Raw genomic sequence first — 18348 nt, forward strand, 5'->3', positions numbered from 1 at the left:
GCGAGAATTGGAAAGATTGAAACTTCCGCCAGTCATGCACAGGCAGGCTGATGTGCAACAAAGTCAGACTCAGTACAAACTCCTGTTGTGGGAGGGATGGTACGCTTATCACAAAGGCGATCTGAACGGAATGGCTAACTTTCTCAAAGAATCTTTGAAGTGTACGCCTTTATCACCAACAGAAACTATCTTGGACTGGTTAGAAAAATTTTCCCAATTCTCTTCGGAAAAGGGAGTCCACCTCGATACCAACTCGCTAATCAATTCAGCGGAATGGAAAGAATTGATGCGGCGCAGCCTTAATGGTAAGGTGTCAGTAGCAGTACGTTAAATAAAAATAGCCAGCAATATTAACTTACTGGCTTAAAAAATGCGATCAAAAATGTCAAGTTACTAGACAATTAATTTGTCTATAAATTGATTCTTCTAAAAGCCGTTGAGGGTAGGACAATAATTGGTATGTTGAAAAATACACTGACTTCTTCTTTAGGTATTAATTTCGTAGGTCACGTGAGCGGGGAATATGGTTTGGGAGAAGGAGCAAGAGGCACTCTAAGAGGACTGGAATCGGTAGGTATCCCCTTCACAATTAATGATATTAAAGTAGATTGGCACAGGAACTTAGATGATAGCTACACAAATATTTCTCAAAATATTCAATACCCCATCAACCTGATTCATATCAATCCAGGGGATGGAATGATTGAAGGTCTGGGTTCGGAATATTTTAAGGGGCGATATAATATTGGCTACTGGGCTTGGGAATTGCCAATTTTACCCCGCGTCTGGGACTATGCTTTTGATTTATTCGATGAGATTTGGACTTATAGTAATTATACGGCTGAAACAATAGCTAGGCAGTCACCAATTCCTGTTCTCAAACTACCACCTAGTATTGCTCTACCATCAACATCTGGGGACATAAAGGCATTAGGACTACCTCAAGGAAAATTTGTTTTTCTGTTTATGTTTGATTTTCACAGTACGCTAGCACGCAAAAATACATTGGGTACTATTGAAGCCTTTAAACAAGCTTTTTCTCAATCAAACAATGAGGATGTATTGCTCGTCATAAAGTCTTCTAACGGACATTTTCATCCTCAGCAGAGAGAACAACTGAAAGAGCAAGCGGAGGACTGGCCCTCCATTCGCCTAATAGATGGGCATTTGAAGAAAGAAGAGCTTTATGGCTTGGTTAAAAGCTGTGACTGCTATGTATCGTTGCACCGTGCTGAGGGCTTTGGTTTGACAATGGCAGAAGCGATGTATTACGGCAAGCCAGTAATAGCGACAGCCTACTCATCTAATATGGAATTTATGAATGTAGGCAATAGTTTTCCTGTTAAATACGATTTAGTGACACTTGCGGAAAATTATGGCCCTTACTCGCAAGGAAATGTTTGGGCAGAACCCGACATTGATCATGCTGCGTCTTTAATGCAATATGTTTTTCAAAATTATCAGGAAGCGCAGCAAGTAGGTGCTAAAGCTGCTCAAGATATCAAATCTTTGCTGAGTCCGCAAGCTGTTGGCAACAAAATTAGAAATCGCCTTGAACAGATAATGAAAATTAGGATTACGAGAGAATTAGCGCAAGCTAAGGTTCAACTCCCTGTATTCAAGGACGAAGCTTTTTTGCAAGAAACTGAGGGTCTGAATGATGGATTATTTTTGGAAGTTGCTTATGAGACTTATCTCAAACGTAAGCCTGATAAGGAAGGGAAAAATCACCACATTCACGATTTAGGTAACGGCAGTAGGACACGGCAAGACTTGCTCACCATACTGCGACAATCACCTGAATTTGAGTCGCTGTGGAAGCTCGTAGAGAAAGAATTATTAGCTTCATCTTTGGGTTTAGAAGTAATTTCAATTCATGTACCCAAAACAGCCGGGATAACATTTGGCAAAGTTCTCCAACAGGTTTACGGTGCAGAGCAAGTTTTTTGCGAAGATGGCAAATTGCCCTTAGCCACCATCTTGGAGCAGCGTTTAATTAGACTGCAAACTCAAGTGATTCACGGTCAATTTCCAGCTAGCAGGTACAAAGAATGCTTGTTATATTCTTCTCCTAAACTAATTGCATGGCTGAGGCATCCGATTACTCGTTTAATTTCTGGGTATTGTGATTTTATTGGTAAGCCTACTGAAGCGAGTGAAAATGCTTTTCAAGAAGATGTAAAGAAGACTAAACCTGATTTAGTTGAATTTGCCGAGATGCCGGAAAATCAAAATGTTATATCTGAATACCTGCGAGGAATAGAAATCACCGATTTTTTCTTTATAGGTATCCAAGAATTTTTTCAGGATGATCTAAACAACTTGAAAGAAAGTCTAGATTGGCCAGAGTTAGAAATTGGTTGGAATAATCAAAATAAATATCAAGGGTATCATACCTATGTAAACAAGGTGTTGGGTGATAAAAACATGGTGGCTAAGCTAGCAGCTCTCAATAGTGATGATATTGAAGTTTATCAAACGGCATTAAAATTGAGACAAAAGCGGAAAGACATAACTAGAATAATCTCATAATTATTGGAGAGGCGCGGTATTATTATGAGTGAACAAAAGGCTCCGACGACTACCCTTAAGCGACAGCTAGGTATTATCAATGACGAGCCAAGCTTAACCAATCCAGTCTCGCAGATGGCCACAGAGGCCCAGTGCCGATCGGATGCCTTCTACTATTGGTGTCAGGAAACTCGTCTTCCCCATGAGCCGATATTCCATCGAAAACTGTGGGAATACGCCTATATCCTTCAGTGTCTGTCAGAGACAGGGATGATGTCACCAGGCAGGCGCGGACTCGGTTTTGGTGTCGGCAAGGAACCACTCGTAGCTGTAATGGCTGCACGAGGCTGCGAAGTGGTGGCCACAGACCTAGATTCAGAGGAAGCCACGAAGCAGGGATGGGCTGATACCGGTCAATATGCAGCCACCCTGGAGGCGCTTAACGATCGCGGCATTTGCCCCCCCCATCGCTTTTCAGCACTGGTAAAGTACCGGATAGCGGACATGAATAAAATAGCTCCAGATTTGGTCGGCTTCGATTTTGTCTATTCGTCTTGCGCTTTCGAGCACGTCGGCTCGATCGAACTGGGGCTGCAATTCGTCAAAAACAGCCTTAAGTGCCTGCGTCCGGGGGGAATAGCAGTACACACCACCGAATTCAACGTTTTTTCTAATGACGCGACGATCGACCACCAGCAGACTGTACTTTTTCGACGGCAGGACATCGACAGACTCGCAGCAGAGTTGACAAGCCAAGGACACGAAATAGTCCTCAACTACAACACTGGAAGCGGGCCATTCGATCGTCACATAGACGTACCGCCCTGGTCGGGAATACACTTAAAGCTTCAGTTAGAACAATATGTCACAACATCCTTGGGGCTGCTCATTCAAAAGGCTTCATAGATTAAATCGTTTTTCAATCCTATTCAGACATTTCTACTCAGCAAAAAGCAAGACGAATGTTAAATCATCAACTAAATAATTCTTTGGGTGTTAATTTAGCCGGTCATATAACCGGTGATTTTGGGCTAGCAGAAGCTGCTAGAGGAAATCTCCGAGCCCTAGAAGCAGCCCGAATTCCCTTTGCAGTTAAGGATCTAAACATAGATTGGCTACCTAACTCCGATACCAGCTACAAAAAGTTTTCCGATGACAATCCATATCCAATCAATATAGTCCAAACCAACCCCAATTGGGTTGAGCAAATTTTAGGCGGATACTTTTCGGGCATTGGTTCTGAATATTTCAAAGGCAAATACAATATAGGTGTCTGGTTATGGGAACTGCCCGTATTTCCCTCTGAATGGCAGTGGGCATTTGATTTATTTGATGAAATTTGGACTACCAGTAATTTTTGTGCAGAAGCATTTGCGGCTGTGTCCCAAGTTCCTGTACTCAAAATTCCTGTTAGCCTCGCTTTCCCGCAACCATTATTAACAAGAGACAACCTCAACTTACCCAAAGATAAGTTTATTTTTCTATTCATGTTTGACTTTGGCAGTTCCTTTGAACGGAAAAATCCCTTTGCCACCGTTGACGCATTTAAACGAGCTTTTGGTAAATCTAATCCAGATGTTTTACTCGTTCTCAAGTTTGCCAATGCTCATCTTTTTCCGCAACGGCGACAGGAACTAATGGATTTAGCTGAGGGTTGGTCATCTCTTCAGTTTATAGACGGACATTTGCAAAAAGAAGAGATTCATGCTTTGGTTAATAGTTGTGACTGTTATGTGTCTTTGCATCGGGCTGAGGGCTTCGGTTTAACAATGTCTGAAGCCATGTACTACGGCAAACCAGTAATCGCCACAGCCTATTCATCTAATATGGAATTTATGAATGTTGGCAATAGTTTTCCGGTTAAATACGAACTGGTGACAACAAAAGAAGATTATGGGGCTTACCCCAAAGGCAGTGTGTGGGCGGAACCAGATATCGATCATGCTGCGTCTTTGATGAAGTATGTATTTGAGAATTATCAGGAAGCTCAGAAAACAGGAAAAATAGCAGCCAAGGAAATCAGGTCTTTATTAAATCCTCAAGCTGTAGGTATAAAAATAAAAAATCGCCTTGAATTTATCAGGGCACATCTAAATCCTACCCAGTTGTCAAATCGGTTCCATGAACTTCAGACAGAAAGAGATCTATTGGCTCGTCAAGCCCAAGCTTGGAGGCAGACAGCATTACAGGTACAGAAAGAGTTAGCAAAATACTCTTAATTTCCACGAAAATAGCGCTTAATTCTCAAGCATTTATTCGAGATATTTCTTAAGTAAAAGACGAAGATGTTAAATCAAACAAGAGATTCTAATTTCGGCATCAATTTTATCGGACACCTGAGCGGTGAATATGGTCTGGGAGAAGGTTCGAGGGCCACTCTCAGAGCGATCGAAGCTGCTGGTGTTCCCTATGCACTCAAGGATATTAAGGTAGATTGGCATCGAAATTTAGATAACAGCTACACAAGTTTTTCCGAGCAAAATCCCTATCCCATTAACCTGATTCACACTCTGCCAGAACCCGTTGTTTTCAACATGGTAGATCGCGAATGCTTTAAAGGTCGATACAATATTGGCTTCTGGGCTTGGGAACTGCCGATATTTCCTCCAGGGTGGCTGTACGCTTTTTCTTTATTTGACGAGATATGGACTTATAGCAATTACTGCGCTGAAGCGATCGCACCCGTATCCCCCGTCCCTGTGATTAAGATGATGTCCAGCCTTGAATTTCCCGAACCGTCATTTGAGAGAGAAGCATTAGGATTACCCCAAGACAAATTTATTTTTTTGTTCATGTTTGACTTCCACAGTACCATAGGTCGCAAAAATCCCTTTGCTACTTTGGAGGCATTTAAGCGAGCTTTTGCTCAATCGAATGAAGATGTCTTACTGGTACTCAAGTTTTCTAATGGCAACTTTTTCCCCAAAGAACGAGACCAACTCAAAGCGCAAGCAGCAGGCTGGCCAGTTCACTTTATAGATGGGCATTTAAAGAGAGAAGAACTTCATGCTTTAGTTGCTAATTGCGACTGCTATGTTTCCCTGCACCGGGCCGAAGGTTTTGGCTTGACAATGGCGGAAGCTATGTATTACGGCAAACCCGTAATCGCGACTGGTTACTCATCTAATATGGAATTTATGAATGTCGGCAATAGTTTTCCAGTAAAATATGACATAGTGACGCTGACCGAAGATTATGGGCCTTACTTTAAAGGAAATTACTGGGCAGATCCCCATATCGATCATGCAGCATCATTAATGCAGTATGTTGTTGAAAATCCCCAAGCAGCCCAGCAAGTAGGAGCAAGAGCAGCTCAAGAAATTAAGTCTTTACTGAGTCCTCAACTTCAAGGCACGAAAATCAAAAATCGCTTGGAAATCATTAGAAACCGGATGAACCAATCTACAAACTGGTCAACCCGCATTCATCAGATGCAGCAAGAGACGGGTTTTGCCCAGTCCCAAATCGAAGTTTGGCGGCAGACAACACAGCAAATTCAATCTGAGCTAGCGCAACACCAAAGGCTTCTTAAGACTTAAAAAATTTAATTTACTGTAGATATTTCTTATTAGGAGTTCAATCATGTTCAATCACACAAATTTTAAGTTTGGAGTTAATATTATCGGTCATGTGAGTGGGGAGTTTGGTTTGGGCGGGGGTGTGCGAGGTACTATCAGAGCGATAGAAGCAGCTAACATTCCTTTCACAATCAAGGATATGAAAGAAGATTCGCAACGCAACTTAGATTATACATACAAAAATTTTTCCAGCGAGCCTTCTTATCCCATTAATATCGTCCATACCAACCCTCACGAGTCACTGTTGAACTCTATAGATCCTGCATATTTTAATGATCGCTATAATATTGGTTTTTGGATTTGGGAACTTCCGGTATTTCCTGATATTTGGATGGGAGCTTTTAATCGATTTGATGAGGTTTGGACTTACAGTAATTATACTGCTGAAACCATTTCCGATGTCTCGCCTCTTCCAGTTGTGAAATTACCGCCTAGCATTTATTTACCGCCCAACGAGTTGGGGAGAGAATCTTTAGGATTACCTAAAGAAAAATTTATTTTTCTGTTCATGTTCGACATGGGTAGCGGTTTTGAGCGAAAAAATCCTTTTGCTACCATTGAGGCGTTTAAAAACGCTTTTGGGAAGTCTGATGAAGATGTTTTACTGATTATTAAGTTTCGACCTCATCATTATTATCAAAATCAGTACGATCAACTAAAAGCAATGACAGAAGACTGGCCATCGATTCAACTTATCGAAGGGCATTTGAGCAAGGAAGAGGTTCATGGCTTAGTAGATAATTGTAACTGCTATGTATCGCTACATCGGGCTGAGGGTTTTGGTTTGACTATGGCGGAAGCAATGTATTACGGCAAGCCAGTCATAGCTACCGCTTATTCATCCAATACCGATTTTATGAATGTCGGCAATAGTTTTTTGGTGAAATACGATTTAGTGGCAACGACTGAAGCTTATGGGCTTTACCCAAAAGGTAGTATCTGGGCTGAGCCGGATATAGATCATACAGCTTCGCTCATGAAGTATGTTTTTGAAAATTATCCGCAAGCACGGCAAGTAGGAGCGAGAGCAGCTAAGGAGATTAGGTCTTTATTCAATCCAGAGGTTATTGGTCAAAAAATTAGACATCGCCTGGAATATATTATGAGGACAATAGAAGAGAAAAAGTTGTTTGAATCGCAAGCTCAAGCTTGGAAGCAAGCGGCGCTGCAAGCTCAAAGAGAATTAGATCACTCAAGGTTTTAACTGCAAAACGTTCAGACAACAAAATAGGGCTACACTTATCAACAATCCTAACTATTCTCTGGTCGCACGCAGCAGATGTAGAAACAATAAGAATTATCGGGATTATCATTGATGAGTTCGCCCTGAATAAACTCCTGATAGAAATGCTCCATACTAGAGGTAGCGAGCGATGTTGAAAGATCGATAAGTCCCTTAGTCTGAAGGATTTTAAAGTTGTGCTTCTCTATAAGCTTGCACAAATCTTCATAATAATATTCTATCTTGTGTTCGGCATGGATGTAACTATCAGGACTATGTACTTTTGTAGCTCGCCTGTTTGGGGTATCTAGTGCCAATATTCCCCCGGGTTTTAATAACTTGTAGGCTTCTGAAAGAACTTTTTCAGCCTCCTCTACAGTGACGTGTTCTATTGACTCTCCCGACCAAATTAGGTCAAAGTAATTTTTCTGAAAGCAGGTTAAGTCTGCCATGCTTCCATAGACATATTCAATCTCACAGCCTTGGTAGTTAACCTGTTGCGACCATTCCGGACCAGGAAACATCATTTTGTCGGGATGAAAGTCTAAAATGTATAGCTTTTCCGGTAGATAAGGATAGCCCAACTGTAACAAAGCGCCTCTTTCATCGGAGCCAGAATAACCTCCGATGTCTAAAATAACTTTACCAGGTGGAAGCAGTGTTCTAACCATTTCCATTCTGGCCTTGTGAAGTTTACTAAGTGGGTTTTCGCCTCCTACACCTACAAGGCGTTCTTGAAATTCATTTGATTCAATCATCTTTTGGATGACAGCAGCTCGAGACACACCTGCACTAATTTCGTCCAACCAACCTTCTAACCCATCTGGATCTGCTTCACGTTCAAAGAGCACCCAATATGCCATCCACAGATAACTCTTGTCGTTTTTAGCATGAATAGATAAAGTCTTTTGAATATTTGATTCTAGACGCTGAGCTTCTTCCGGTTTCATTTCGGTTCCTCTAATTTCGATTGACTGGTGTAGGGTAATAGTATTATTTTTCCGACATTAAAGTGCGAAATGTATACCAGATCGCAGTCAAAATTAGAAAATCTTGGGTTTTAGCTCTAAGGCGCGACGGTAACAAGCACTTGCTTCATCTATTTGCCCTTTTTTAGTCAAGACTTCGCCTAAATTATAGTGGAACCAAGAGAAATCAGGGTTCAGTTCCAGGGCGCGGCGGTAACAAGCGATCGCTCCCTCCACATCTCCTTGATGTCGCAGCATATCTCCTAAATTGTTGTGGATATACGGATCGTCAGGTTTTAACTCGATCGCGCGGCGGTAACAGTTCATCGCTTCCTCCCGCTGACCTTTTGCACTCAAAGCATCGCCTAACAATTGGTAAGGTTTATACTCATTTGGTTGAACCTCAATAGCGCGGCGGTAACAAGCGATCGCCCGCTCACTATCATTCTTTTGCGCGAATATCAACCCCAAATGCAAGTGCGCCTCACCGCATTCGGGATTTACCTGCAACGCCATCTGATAAAAGACGATCGCCCCATCCGGCCAACTGTGCCGCACCAAAGCATCCGCCAACTCAACATAAAGGTCAGCATCATTCGGCGCAATCTCCAGCGCCTTGTGATACAACTGCACGTCATCACGATTCTCCTGAATCGCCCGCCGATACAAACGCATCGCCTCCTGCAAATCCCACTGCGATCGCATCCTCAAAGCATCAGCCAACTTTTGCGAAAGCCACGGCAAATCCGCCTGAATTTCCGCAGCGCGGCGGTAAGCGGCGATCGACTCATCCCACCGTTCCAGCTTCTCAAAAGCCGTTGCCATGTTGTAATAAGTCCACGGAAAATCAGGATTTAACTCGGCCGCGCGTCGGTAAACATCGATCGCTTCCTCCCATTTTTCCCTTTCTAGCAGCGCGTCACCCAATTTGCTCTGCGACCAGAAGAAATTCGGATTAACTTCGTTAGCACGCCGGTAGGCAACAACTGCCTCATCCCAACGTTCCAAATTCACCAGCGCTTCTGCTAAATTGTTGTGCGCCCAAAAATGGTCGGGATTGAGTTCGATCGACCTTTGGTAAGCCGAAATTGCCTCATCCCACCTTCCTAGTTTAATTAGCGCGTCTGCTAAATAGTTGTGCGACCAACTGAAATCTGGATTTAATTCTGTTGCTTTCCGGTAAGACTCTACAGCTTCTTCCCACCGTTCCAACTTCAGCAACACATCCGCTAAATTGTTGTGAGACCAGCTAAAATCAGGATTTAATTCGATCGCCTTGCGGTAAGCATTTACAGCTTCTTCCCACCGTTCCAACTTAACCAGCGACTCAGCTAAATTGTTGTGCGACCAAGAAAGATCAGGATTGTTTCTAATAGCATTAGTGTAAGCATCTACCGCCGCTTCCCACTCTTCTTGACCCTTAAGAATTTCGCCCAATTCGTGATAAGCTGCACCAGCATTTGGGTTCAACTCAACCGCGCGCCGGTAACACTCAATTCCCTTATTTACCTTACCTTGCTCGATCAAAGTTCTGGCTAAATTCTCGTGTTCCTCAGCCGTTCCGGATTTTGGGTCTATCGCAAATGCTCGATACCAAGCCTCAGCCGCCTCCTCCGACTTGCCTAACTGACTTAACAGTTTCGCAAAATTGCGGAAAGCACCTGCAAAATCCGGTTTCAGGGCTATCGCCTTTTCGTAAGCTGAAACCGCTTGCTGCCACTGTTCTTGCTGGGCACATATGCTGCCGTAATTAGCGTATGCTTCGGCAAAATTTGGGTTAATTTCTATTGCTTTGACATAGCAACTTTTAGCTTCATCAATTTTGCCACCAGCTTGCAGGGCGTTGCCCAGCATTTTGTAAAGCGGTGCTTCCGGCTTAATTTGCAGCGCCTTCTTGCAAGCTGTGATCGCCTGTTCCAATTTGCCTTGAGCAAAATAGCCTTCTGCCAATATTTTGTATGCTTCTGGATCTTCTATATTAATTTTAGAATTAACTGGCTGCTGCTGCACTGGCTGCTGCACTGGCTGCTGCACTGGCTGCTTGACTGCCGTTGCTGCCGGCTGCTGCTTAACTGCACCGTTTTTCGCAGTGGCACCCGCCAAAGTTTGCTGTCCCTCGCTGCCGTTTCTCGCATGAGCTGCGTTCAGTTCAATAGCTTTGCGATAATATGCTGTCGCTTCCTCTAACTTGCCTTGTTTTTTTAGCGCTTCGCCCAAATTTTGGTAAGCAGTCGCCACATTAGGATTTAATTTTATGGCGCGATCGTAACAAGCGATCGCTTCGGGGTATTTTTCCTGCCGAAAAAAAGCGTCGCCCATATTCAAGTGTTCCCCAGGCGCTACTTTTTCCGGTTCCAAACTAAATGCTTGATACCAGCACTGCTGGGCTTCTTCCGGTTTGCTAATTTGTCCGAATACTTTTGCTAAATTCCGGTACACTCCCGCGAAATTCGGCTTAATAGCGATCGCCTTTTGATAAAATCCGATCGCCTCCTGCCATTTTTGCTGCTGCGCGCCAAGACTACCTAAATTCGCGTATACTTCCGCAAAATTCGGTTCTATTTCAATCGCTTTTGCGTACCAGTGCCGCGCCTCTTCCATCCTGCCTTGAGCTTGCAGCGCGTTGCCCAAAGTCTTGTAAGCCGGTGCAAAATTGGGGTGAATCTTCAAAGCTTGCTCGCAGGATGCGATCGCTTCTTCTATTTTTCCTTGGGATAAGTATGTTTCTCCCTGTTGGTTAAATTGCACCGCTGTTGATTCTGTATTCACTGTTGATGGCATATGGGCGGCGGCTCCAGAGGCAGGAATTAAATAAGGTAGTCTAAACGTTTCACAATTATACTCGCGTTTGACACTAAGAGTAGCGGGCTTGTTCCCCTAATTCTTAATTTTTTTGATTCCCGCTGCTGGCGAGGAACCGGGATTCTCGGCTGATTTTTTGATTTTACGGCTAAATATGTAAGAATTCAGTACGGTTTCTGGCGGATTTGCGCGCCCGTCCAGACTTTTGTACCTTCCGGTCGATCGCCCGTTTTGTAAAGCAAAGTAAACAATGCCGCTTCTTGCTTGTGGGAGGCTTTGTTGTGGACGGCGCAAGGGAGTCCACCTAAAAAATATTACAAACGGCGCAAAATCGGCGATCGAACCCAAACGAGAATAGCCTTTTTAGCAAAAAACGATCGCCCTTTTGCGAGAAAGCGATCGCCCTTTTTTGCAACCATGAGTTAACAACTATTAGCAATTACTAATTAAGCTGCTGCGGCTGCGTCTTCTTCTGCGTCTTCGGCTTCAGAACCTGCTTGAATTCCCAGCACGGTAACAACCACCTGATCTGGTTCGCCGAGAGCTACCACTCCCGCAGGCAAAACTAATTCGTGAATGTGCAGCGCATCCCCAACCTTTAAATTAGAAATATCTACATCAATTCCTTCAGGAATGCTGTCAGGTTTGCACTTAACTGCTAGTTGCGTCAGCACGGTATCCAAGATGCCGCCTTCTAACTTGACGCCGACAGCTTCGCCGACAAAATTCAGCGACACTTCAACTTCCAGGCTGTCTTGAGTTGCTACGGAGAAAAAGCTCAGGTGGTAAGGATAGCCTTTCCAAGGATGAACTTGAACTTCACGCAGCAAGGTTTTTCCGCTCCAAGAGAGGTCGGGAATGCTGAGGTCAATTAGGGTATTGTTGACTACGTGCTTTTTCAGCAGGTGTTCAACTGTTTTGGCTTTGATGGTAAGGGAAATAGATTCAGAGCCTTTGTGGCCGTAGAGGACGGCGGGAATCAATCCAGAGCGGCGGAGGGCGTTAGGTTTGCTGCCTTCTGCCCGCTTTTGACATTCTACTGCGAGTTCCATTTTATGACTTTCTGTTGATTGTTTTTACATTTTATCAAATTTATGCTACAGCGATCGAAGTTAATTAAATTCGCTGAATATTTGATAATAATTGGGAATTGGGAATTTGGCTATTCTCCGAATCTCGGTCTCTTCAACTCACCCAATCTCCCCATCAATATTTCCCAATCTAAAATCTCAAACCTAAAATGGTTTGGCGGGATGGCCGTCTGCAGAAAGCAAAGCGCGTTTCGGGCCGTGAATCGGGTCTTCTACAATAATAGTTTGGTCGCGGCTGGCACCGAGAGAAACAATTGCGATCGGCACTTCCATCAAGTCTGCCAAAAACTTTAGATAATCCAATGCTTGCGGCGGTAAATCTTCCAAATTCCGGCACTCTTCCGTAGACTGCTTCCAACCGGGAAGGGTTTCGTAAATAGGTTTGCACCGAGCAAATATCCGGGAACTTTTGGGGAAATCAACACATTTTTCGCCGTCAATTTCGTAAGCAACGCAAACTTTTATTTCTTCTAATTCATCCAAAACATCTAGTTTGGTAATTGCCAGACAGTCAAGGCCGTTGATGCGGACTGCGTAGCGGCCGATTACCGCGTCGAACCAACCGCAGCGGCGTTTTCTGCCCGTTGTAGTGCCGAATTCTGCACCTCTCTCGCCCAAAATTGCGCCTATTCCATCTACCATTTCGGTAGGGAAGGGGCCTTCTCCGACGCGGGTTGTATAAGCTTTTGCTACGCCAATTACGCGATCGATCGCTGTCGGGCCGACTCCGGTTCCCACACAAGCGCCACCAGCGATGGGATTGCTCGAAGTAACGTAAGGATAAGTGCCGTGGTCTAAGTCTAATAAAGTGCCTTGCGCGCCTTCAAACAGAATATTTTTCCGCTTGTGAATTCCCTCATAAATTTTCAGGGAACTATCTACTACGTGCGGTCGCAAACGTTCCGCATAAACTCGATATTCATCAATTACATCTTGCGGATTTAAAGGCGGCAAATTGTAGAGTTTTTCGAGAAGGACATTTTTACAATTAATCGTCCATTCCAGTTGTTCTTGCAACCCTTCCAAGTCCATTAAATCGAGCATCCGAATGCCAGTGCGTTCGGACTTGTCGGCGTAAGTAGGGCCAATTCCGCGTCCCGTCGTCCCGATTTTATAATTTCCCCGCTGCGTTTCCGATGCTACATCAATTAATCGATGATAGGGCATCGTTACGTGAGCAGTTTCCGAAATCATCAGCGAGGCCGTTGAAATATTCAGTGCCTCTAGCTGATCTAACTCTGCAATTAAAACTTTGGGGTCGATGACCGTACCGCAGCCGATAATACACTCTTTATCAGGGTAGAGAATCCCAGACGGAATTAAGTGCAGCTTGAAAGTCTGACCGTTAACTACCACGGTATGACCCGCGTTGACGCCCCCTTGGTAGCGGACAACGATATCTGCGGATTTGCTGAGCAAATCGGTAATTTTGCCTTTTCCTTCATCGCCCCACTGGGCGCCGATCACAACTACGTTAGCCAAGGGTTTCTCGCGTTCAGTTCAGGTTGACACAATCTCCGATTATCTATGAATGCGTCCCAAATGTCAATCAATTTTAAATTTTAGATTTTGGATTTGAGATTTGAGAGGCTACGCCACGGATACATCGGTTCGCAGGTCGATCGGATACGCAAATTAGTGAGAGCCGATCCACTGACGAGTCCGGGGGCAACACACCCAATTGCTTTCGGTCAAATTAATTTTTGTTACAATCGAGAAAATTGAGGCTTTTTTGCCATGACTTTACACGCTGAGTTGCACCGCCATCTGGGCGGTTCTGTCGTTCCTAGGGTGCTGTGGCGGTATTTCGATCGCCACAATGCTGAGATGGTTAATCGATTTCAAAAATACTCGGATTTTGAGGAATTTTACACTCGTCCGCGCAATACTCTCAATGAGTATTTGGAACTGCACACGCTGGTAGAAAGCGTTCAAACTGTTGAGACTTTGCCTTATTTTATCTATCGGTTGATGCGGGGCGCTTACGTGTTTGAAAATATGGCTTATTTGGAGTTGCGCTATACGCCTTATTTGCGGACTCCAGAACATTTGGAACAGTCAGAACGCATTGATTTGATGGCAGAAATTGTAAAGGTTGTGGGCAAGGCCAGTCAAATTAGCGATTGTCCGATTGTTACCAGCCAAATTTTGTGTATGCACTCGCGTTTGCCTTATGAAGTGAATCGGGCGATCGTAGATTTGGCGGCCGGGATGCGAGAATATGTTTGCGCGATCGATATAGCTGGGGGCGATGATTGTATTGGCGAGCGTTTGGAGGAGTTTGTCGGATTGTACCAGTATGCGAGGTCGATCGGCATCAAAACTACCGGCCACCTCTACGAAACTACCTCTGGCTGTTATCCCGAACTTTTGCCCTATTTGATGCGGATCGGCCACGGGATTCAAATTCCATTAAAATATCCCGAACTGCTGCCAGAAGTCGCGCGCAGGGGTCAATGCTTGGAAGTTTGCCCGACTACCTATCTCAAAACGGGGACGTTGCAGGATATGCGCGAATTGAAGGTTGTGTTCGATCGATGTTTTGAAGCTGGTGTCGATATTGCCATTTGTACCGACAACGCGGGATTGCACAACGTGCGGCTGCCTTTTGAGTACGAGAATTTGTTAACTTTGGATATCATTGATTTTCGGCAGTTGCAAGCGTGTCAAGAAGCTGCTTTCCGCCATGCTTTCGCGTGGCCCTACGGGGAGCGGCCTGTGAAAATGCTAACTGGTTTGTTGCAGCATGAGTCTGTGGGGGCGATCGTTAATTAGCTAGTTTTTGTCATTAAACATCAAGTTTTTAGGTTCCTTAAAAGCCCGGTTTTTTTATGTTAATTAATGAACCGGGTTTTTTCTCTGATATCTCTGCGGGTAGGAAAGCCATCGCCAAGATTTAGGATTGCGGCAGTGATTTTATTTCATTTGTGAATGATATTTTTTTACTAACCGCAGAGGGCGCAGAGGGCGCAGAGGAGATAGAAAAGATAGAAAGAGGGAGAGAGGTGTTTTGTAAAATTATAATAAGCGTCGGGCGATCGGCGATCGGTAGCAAGTTATAGTCTGGAGGCAGAATCATCAATATAAAAAGATAAAAAAACGATGACAAATATGGACGCTTACTGGATGCCATTCACGGCAAACCGACAGTTTAAAGCCAATCCGCGAATATTGGTTTCGGCAAAAGATATGCACTTTACAAGCGATGATAACCGCTCAATTTTAGATGGTACTGCGGGGCTGTGGTGCGTGAATGCAGGACACGCCCGCGAGACAATTGCCGAAGCAGTTAAACAGCAGGTTTTGCGTTTGGATTACTCTCCGGCTTTTCAGATGGGACATCCGGGTGCTTTTGAATTGGCGGAACGTTTGGTGAAGATGATTCCGGGCAATTTCGATCGCGTTTTCTTTACTAATTCGGGTTCGGAATCAGTAGAAACTGCTTTAAAAATTGCGATTGCTTATCACCGGGTGAAAGGTGAAGGAACTCGCCAAAGATTAATCGGTAGGGAACGCGGCTATCACGGCGTTGGTTTTGGGGGAATTTCTGTCGGCGGTATCGGTACAAACCGCAAGTTTTTTGGCAGTTTGCTCACGGGAGTCGATCATTTGCCTCACACTCACAATCTCGAACACAATGCTTTCAGCCGCAAACAACCGGAATGGGGAGCGCATTTGGCGGATGAATTGGAGCGGATTGTCGCTTTGCACGATGCGTCGAATATTGCAGCGGTAATTGTGGAACCTGTGGCTGGTTCTACAGGGGTTTTGATTCCCCCGAAAGGTTATTTGGAGCGGCTGCGGGCGATTTGCGACAAATACGGAATTCTGCTAATTTTTGATGAGGTTATTACCGGATTCGGGCGACTCGGCTCTAGTTTTGCTACGGAATATTTTGGGGTGGTTCCCGATATTGTGACGGCGGCGAAAGGGATAACTAACGGTACGGTGCCGATGGGGGCGGTGTTTGTGAAAGAAGGCATTTATGATGCTTTTATGAATGCTCCTGAAAATGCGATCGAGCTTTTTCACGGTTATACTTATTCTGGTCATCCTCTGGCTTGTGCGGCTGCTCTGGCGACCCTGGATATTTATGAGGAAGAAAGGTTATTTGAACGAGCCGATAAGATGGCTGGTTACTGGGAAGATGCGGTGCATTCTTTGAAGGGAGTGCGGCACGTAATTGATGTTCGGAATCTGGGACTGGTAGCGGGTATTGAGTTGGAATCTATTGCTGGGAAGCCTGGGAAACGGGCTTTTGATTGTTTTCTTCAGTGCTATGAAAAAGGGTTGCTAATTCGGACGACGGGTGATATTATTGCTTTGTCGCCACCGCTGATTATTGAGAAGGAACATATCGATCGCCTTGTGGAAATTTTGACAGGGGTTTTGCAGGAGATGGAGTGAGATTAAACTGAGATATTGCCCCATGATAAACAACAGGCAAGATGCCTGTTCCACAAAGAGTGAATTTATATTGTGGGGTGGGTATCCTGCCCGCCATTAAACTCACTCTTTGTACTATTTTTAAGAATAGGCAAGATGCCTGTTCCACAAAGAGTGAATTTATTGTTGGGTGGGCATCCTGCCCGCCCATAGAAGGCTTGTTGAAAATGGTTCAAAAAATTGAAAAGCGCTATAATAATTAACAACTAACGACGAATGACGAATAACTATGGTGCAATTAACTGCAAAAATCTCTGCTAACGAGTTAGCAAATTTGGCTGTAGATTTGATTCGGAAAACAGGTTGCGAGTACGGTGATGTGCGTTTTTGCAGTTATCGAAGGCAGAATCTTTACGCGCGCGATCGATCTTTAAGTCAACTGTCAGATAATGTAAGTTCCGGTTTTGGCGTGCGAGTGCTTCTAGACGGCGCTTGGGGGTTTGCCGCCAGTCACAGCAAAACGCCGGCAGAGGTTGCAAGAATAGTCGCTTTGGCTGTAGAAATCGCTAAAGGCAGCCGCTTAACTCAGAAGGAACCGGTGCGGTTAGTGCCTGTCGAAAAATATGTCGATACCTACATTACTCCCATCGCCATTGACCCTTTTTCGGTACCGGTTGCTGATAAAGCGGAACTGCTGCTAACTATCAACGAGAAGCTGCTAGCACACGGCGCACAAGGCATCAAAAAAGCTGATTCTTTTTTGCAGTCAAGCCGCGAAGACAAGGTTTTTGCTTCTACAGAAGGCTCGCTAATCGAACAAACAATCTATCGCAGCTATCCGGGTTTTAGCTGTACGGCAATTGCAGGCGGCGATGCCCAAAGTCGCAGTTACGAACGCCCGCCCCTGAATATCGGTTACGAACATATTAATCCCGATGATTTGTTGAGTCAAGTCGAAAGAGTTGCCGCCGAAGCTATTGAGAAAGTCCGCGCTCCCAAAATCGCTGCGGGTATTTGCAAATCCATGATTCTCAAGCCGACAAATTTGTATTTGACAATCCACGAATCAGTAGGACATCCAACTGAATTAGACCGGGTTTACGGCTACGAATCTAATTTTGCTGGCACCAGCTTTGCTACTACTGATAAGTTAAATAAACTGCAATATGCTGCACCTTGGGTAAATTTTAAGTGCGATCGCACTCAACCGGGCGGCCGCGGTACAATGGGTTACGATGATGAGGGCGTAAAATCACAAGATTGGTACGTTGTCAAGGATGGAATTTTAGTTGATTATCTCACTGACAGAGAGACGGCTTATCGCCTCGGACGCGGTAGCAGCAACGGTTCTGCTTACGCTGACAGTTGGTCGAGCGTGCCGATGGTGAGAATTCCCAATTTGGGATTGGAGCCGGGCCCGGATGGCGGCAGCCATACTGCTACTTTGGCAGAGATGATTGCGGATACGGAAGACGGGATTTTAATCGACGGTATGGGTAGTTATTCGATTGACCAGCAGCGGCGCAATTTTCAATTCGGCGGCGATGCTTTTTGGAAGGTGGAAAAAGGTAAAGTTGTCGGTATGTTGAAGGATGTAACTTATCAGGCGATGACTACTGATTTCTGGAATCAAATAGATGCGATCGGGCCAGCTTCGGAGCTGGTTCAATGCGGTACTCATATATGCGGAAAGGGTGAGCCGATGCAGGTTGCTCAAATGACTCACGCTTGTGTGCCGGTGCGAGTGAGGGATATTCAAATTGGGTAATAGGGCATGGGGCATGGGGCAT

At 44.6% G+C, this 18348-nt stretch carries 13 protein-coding genes and 1 pseudogene; 9 read left to right on the plus strand and 5 right to left on the minus strand.

From position 1 onward, the window contains the following. From QUA25_RS07130 to QUA25_RS07155, 6 genes and pseudogenes are all read left to right on the plus strand, one after another. A pseudogene (locus QUA25_RS07130) lies at positions 1-331 on the plus strand (chromosome partitioning protein ParA); the annotation flags it as partial. Positions 332-459: 128 nt separating this feature from the next. Beyond that, entirely contained in the window at positions 460-2532 is a 2073-nt protein-coding gene (locus QUA25_RS07135) for a glycosyltransferase (RefSeq protein WP_333036674.1), read from the plus strand. 24 nt (positions 2533-2556) lie between these two features. Further along, a complete protein-coding gene (locus QUA25_RS07140) occupies positions 2557-3417 on the plus strand; it encodes a methyltransferase domain-containing protein (protein ID WP_333036676.1) in 861 nt (286 codons plus the stop codon). Between the two features lie 56 nt (positions 3418-3473). After that, entirely contained in the window at positions 3474-4730 is a 1257-nt protein-coding gene (locus QUA25_RS07145) for a glycosyltransferase family 4 protein (RefSeq protein ID WP_333036679.1), read from the plus strand. 66 nt (positions 4731-4796) lie between these two features. Next, on the plus strand, positions 4797-6050 hold the full coding sequence (locus QUA25_RS07150) for a glycosyltransferase (protein ID WP_333036682.1): 1254 nt from the start codon (positions 4797-4799) through the stop codon (positions 6048-6050). A gap of 43 nt (positions 6051-6093) precedes the next feature. After that, positions 6094-7293, plus strand: coding sequence for a glycosyltransferase (locus tag QUA25_RS07155; RefSeq protein ID WP_333036684.1), 1200 nt, complete (start codon positions 6094-6096; stop codon positions 7291-7293). A 47-nt stretch (positions 7294-7340) separates the two neighbouring features. Here QUA25_RS07155 and QUA25_RS07160 read toward each other — a convergent pair whose 3' ends face one another. The 5 genes from QUA25_RS07160 to QUA25_RS07180 all read right to left on the minus strand — a co-directional run bounded on the left by QUA25_RS07160 (position 7341) and on the right by QUA25_RS07180 (position 13654). After that, positions 7341-8261 carry a methyltransferase domain-containing protein gene (locus QUA25_RS07160; protein ID WP_333036686.1) on the minus strand — a complete coding sequence of 307 codons (921 nt, stop codon included), beginning with the start codon at positions 8259-8261 and terminating at the stop codon, positions 7341-7343. 93 nt (positions 8262-8354) lie between these two features. Beyond that, positions 8355-11060, minus strand: a complete 2706-nt coding sequence (locus QUA25_RS07165; protein ID WP_333036688.1) for a tetratricopeptide repeat protein — start codon at positions 11058-11060, stop codon at positions 8355-8357. A 96-nt stretch (positions 11061-11156) separates the two neighbouring features. Beyond that, positions 11157-11375 carry a hypothetical protein gene (locus tag QUA25_RS07170; RefSeq protein ID WP_333036689.1) on the minus strand — a complete coding sequence of 73 codons (219 nt, stop codon included), beginning with the start codon at positions 11373-11375 and terminating at the stop codon, positions 11157-11159. 152 nt (positions 11376-11527) lie between these two features. Next, positions 11528-12133 carry a 50S ribosomal protein L25/general stress protein Ctc gene (locus QUA25_RS07175; RefSeq protein ID WP_333036690.1) on the minus strand — a complete coding sequence of 202 codons (606 nt, stop codon included), beginning with the start codon at positions 12131-12133 and terminating at the stop codon, positions 11528-11530. A gap of 183 nt (positions 12134-12316) precedes the next feature. Further along, positions 12317-13654, minus strand: coding sequence for an adenylosuccinate synthase (locus QUA25_RS07180; RefSeq protein ID WP_333036692.1), 1338 nt, complete (start codon positions 13652-13654; stop codon positions 12317-12319). 255 nt (positions 13655-13909) lie between these two features. Between QUA25_RS07180 and QUA25_RS07185 the strand changes: the two genes are divergently transcribed. The 3 genes from QUA25_RS07185 to QUA25_RS07195 all read left to right on the plus strand — a co-directional run bounded on the left by QUA25_RS07185 (position 13910) and on the right by QUA25_RS07195 (position 18326). Then, positions 13910-14947: an adenosine deaminase gene (locus QUA25_RS07185; protein ID WP_333036693.1), complete on the plus strand. Its 1038-nt coding sequence runs from the start codon at positions 13910-13912 to the stop codon at positions 14945-14947. Between the two features lie 327 nt (positions 14948-15274). Next, on the plus strand, positions 15275-16579 hold the full coding sequence (locus tag QUA25_RS07190; RefSeq protein ID WP_333036696.1) for an aspartate aminotransferase family protein: 1305 nt from the start codon (positions 15275-15277) through the stop codon (positions 16577-16579). 268 nt (positions 16580-16847) lie between these two features. Then, a complete protein-coding gene (locus QUA25_RS07195; RefSeq protein WP_333036698.1) occupies positions 16848-18326 on the plus strand; it encodes a TldD/PmbA family protein in 1479 nt (492 codons plus the stop codon). The last annotated feature ends 22 nt before the right edge of the window (positions 18327-18348 follow it).

The sequence above is a fragment of the Microcoleus sp. Pol17C6 genome, assembly GCF_036701145.1.
In the GTDB taxonomy this organism is placed as follows: Bacteria; Cyanobacteriota; Cyanobacteriia; order Cyanobacteriales; family Microcoleaceae; genus Microcoleus.

Excerpts from the sequence above, each read along its gene's own strand:
- QUA25_RS07135 (WP_333036674.1), top strand. The coding sequence starts at position 460 with ATGTTGAAAAATACACTGACTTCTTCTTTAGGTATTAATTTCGTAGGT.
- QUA25_RS07140 (WP_333036676.1), top strand. The coding sequence starts at position 2,557 with ATGAGTGAACAAAAGGCTCCGACGACTACCCTTAAGCGACAGCTAGGT.
- QUA25_RS07145 (WP_333036679.1), top strand. The coding sequence starts at position 3,474 with ATGTTAAATCATCAACTAAATAATTCTTTGGGTGTTAATTTAGCCGGT.
- QUA25_RS07150 (WP_333036682.1), top strand. The coding sequence starts at position 4,797 with ATGTTAAATCAAACAAGAGATTCTAATTTCGGCATCAATTTTATCGGA.
- QUA25_RS07155 (WP_333036684.1), top strand. The coding sequence starts at position 6,094 with ATGTTCAATCACACAAATTTTAAGTTTGGAGTTAATATTATCGGTCAT.
- QUA25_RS07160 (WP_333036686.1), bottom strand. The coding sequence starts at position 8,261 with ATGAAACCGGAAGAAGCTCAGCGTCTAGAATCAAATATTCAAAAGACT.
- QUA25_RS07165 (WP_333036688.1), bottom strand. The coding sequence starts at position 11,060 with ATGCCATCAACAGTGAATACAGAATCAACAGCGGTGCAATTTAACCAA.
- QUA25_RS07175 (WP_333036690.1), bottom strand. The coding sequence starts at position 12,133 with ATGGAACTCGCAGTAGAATGTCAAAAGCGGGCAGAAGGCAGCAAACCT.
- QUA25_RS07185 (WP_333036693.1), top strand. The coding sequence starts at position 13,910 with ATGACTTTACACGCTGAGTTGCACCGCCATCTGGGCGGTTCTGTCGTT.
- QUA25_RS07190 (WP_333036696.1), top strand. The coding sequence starts at position 15,275 with ATGACAAATATGGACGCTTACTGGATGCCATTCACGGCAAACCGACAG.
- QUA25_RS07195 (WP_333036698.1), top strand. The coding sequence starts at position 16,848 with ATGGTGCAATTAACTGCAAAAATCTCTGCTAACGAGTTAGCAAATTTG.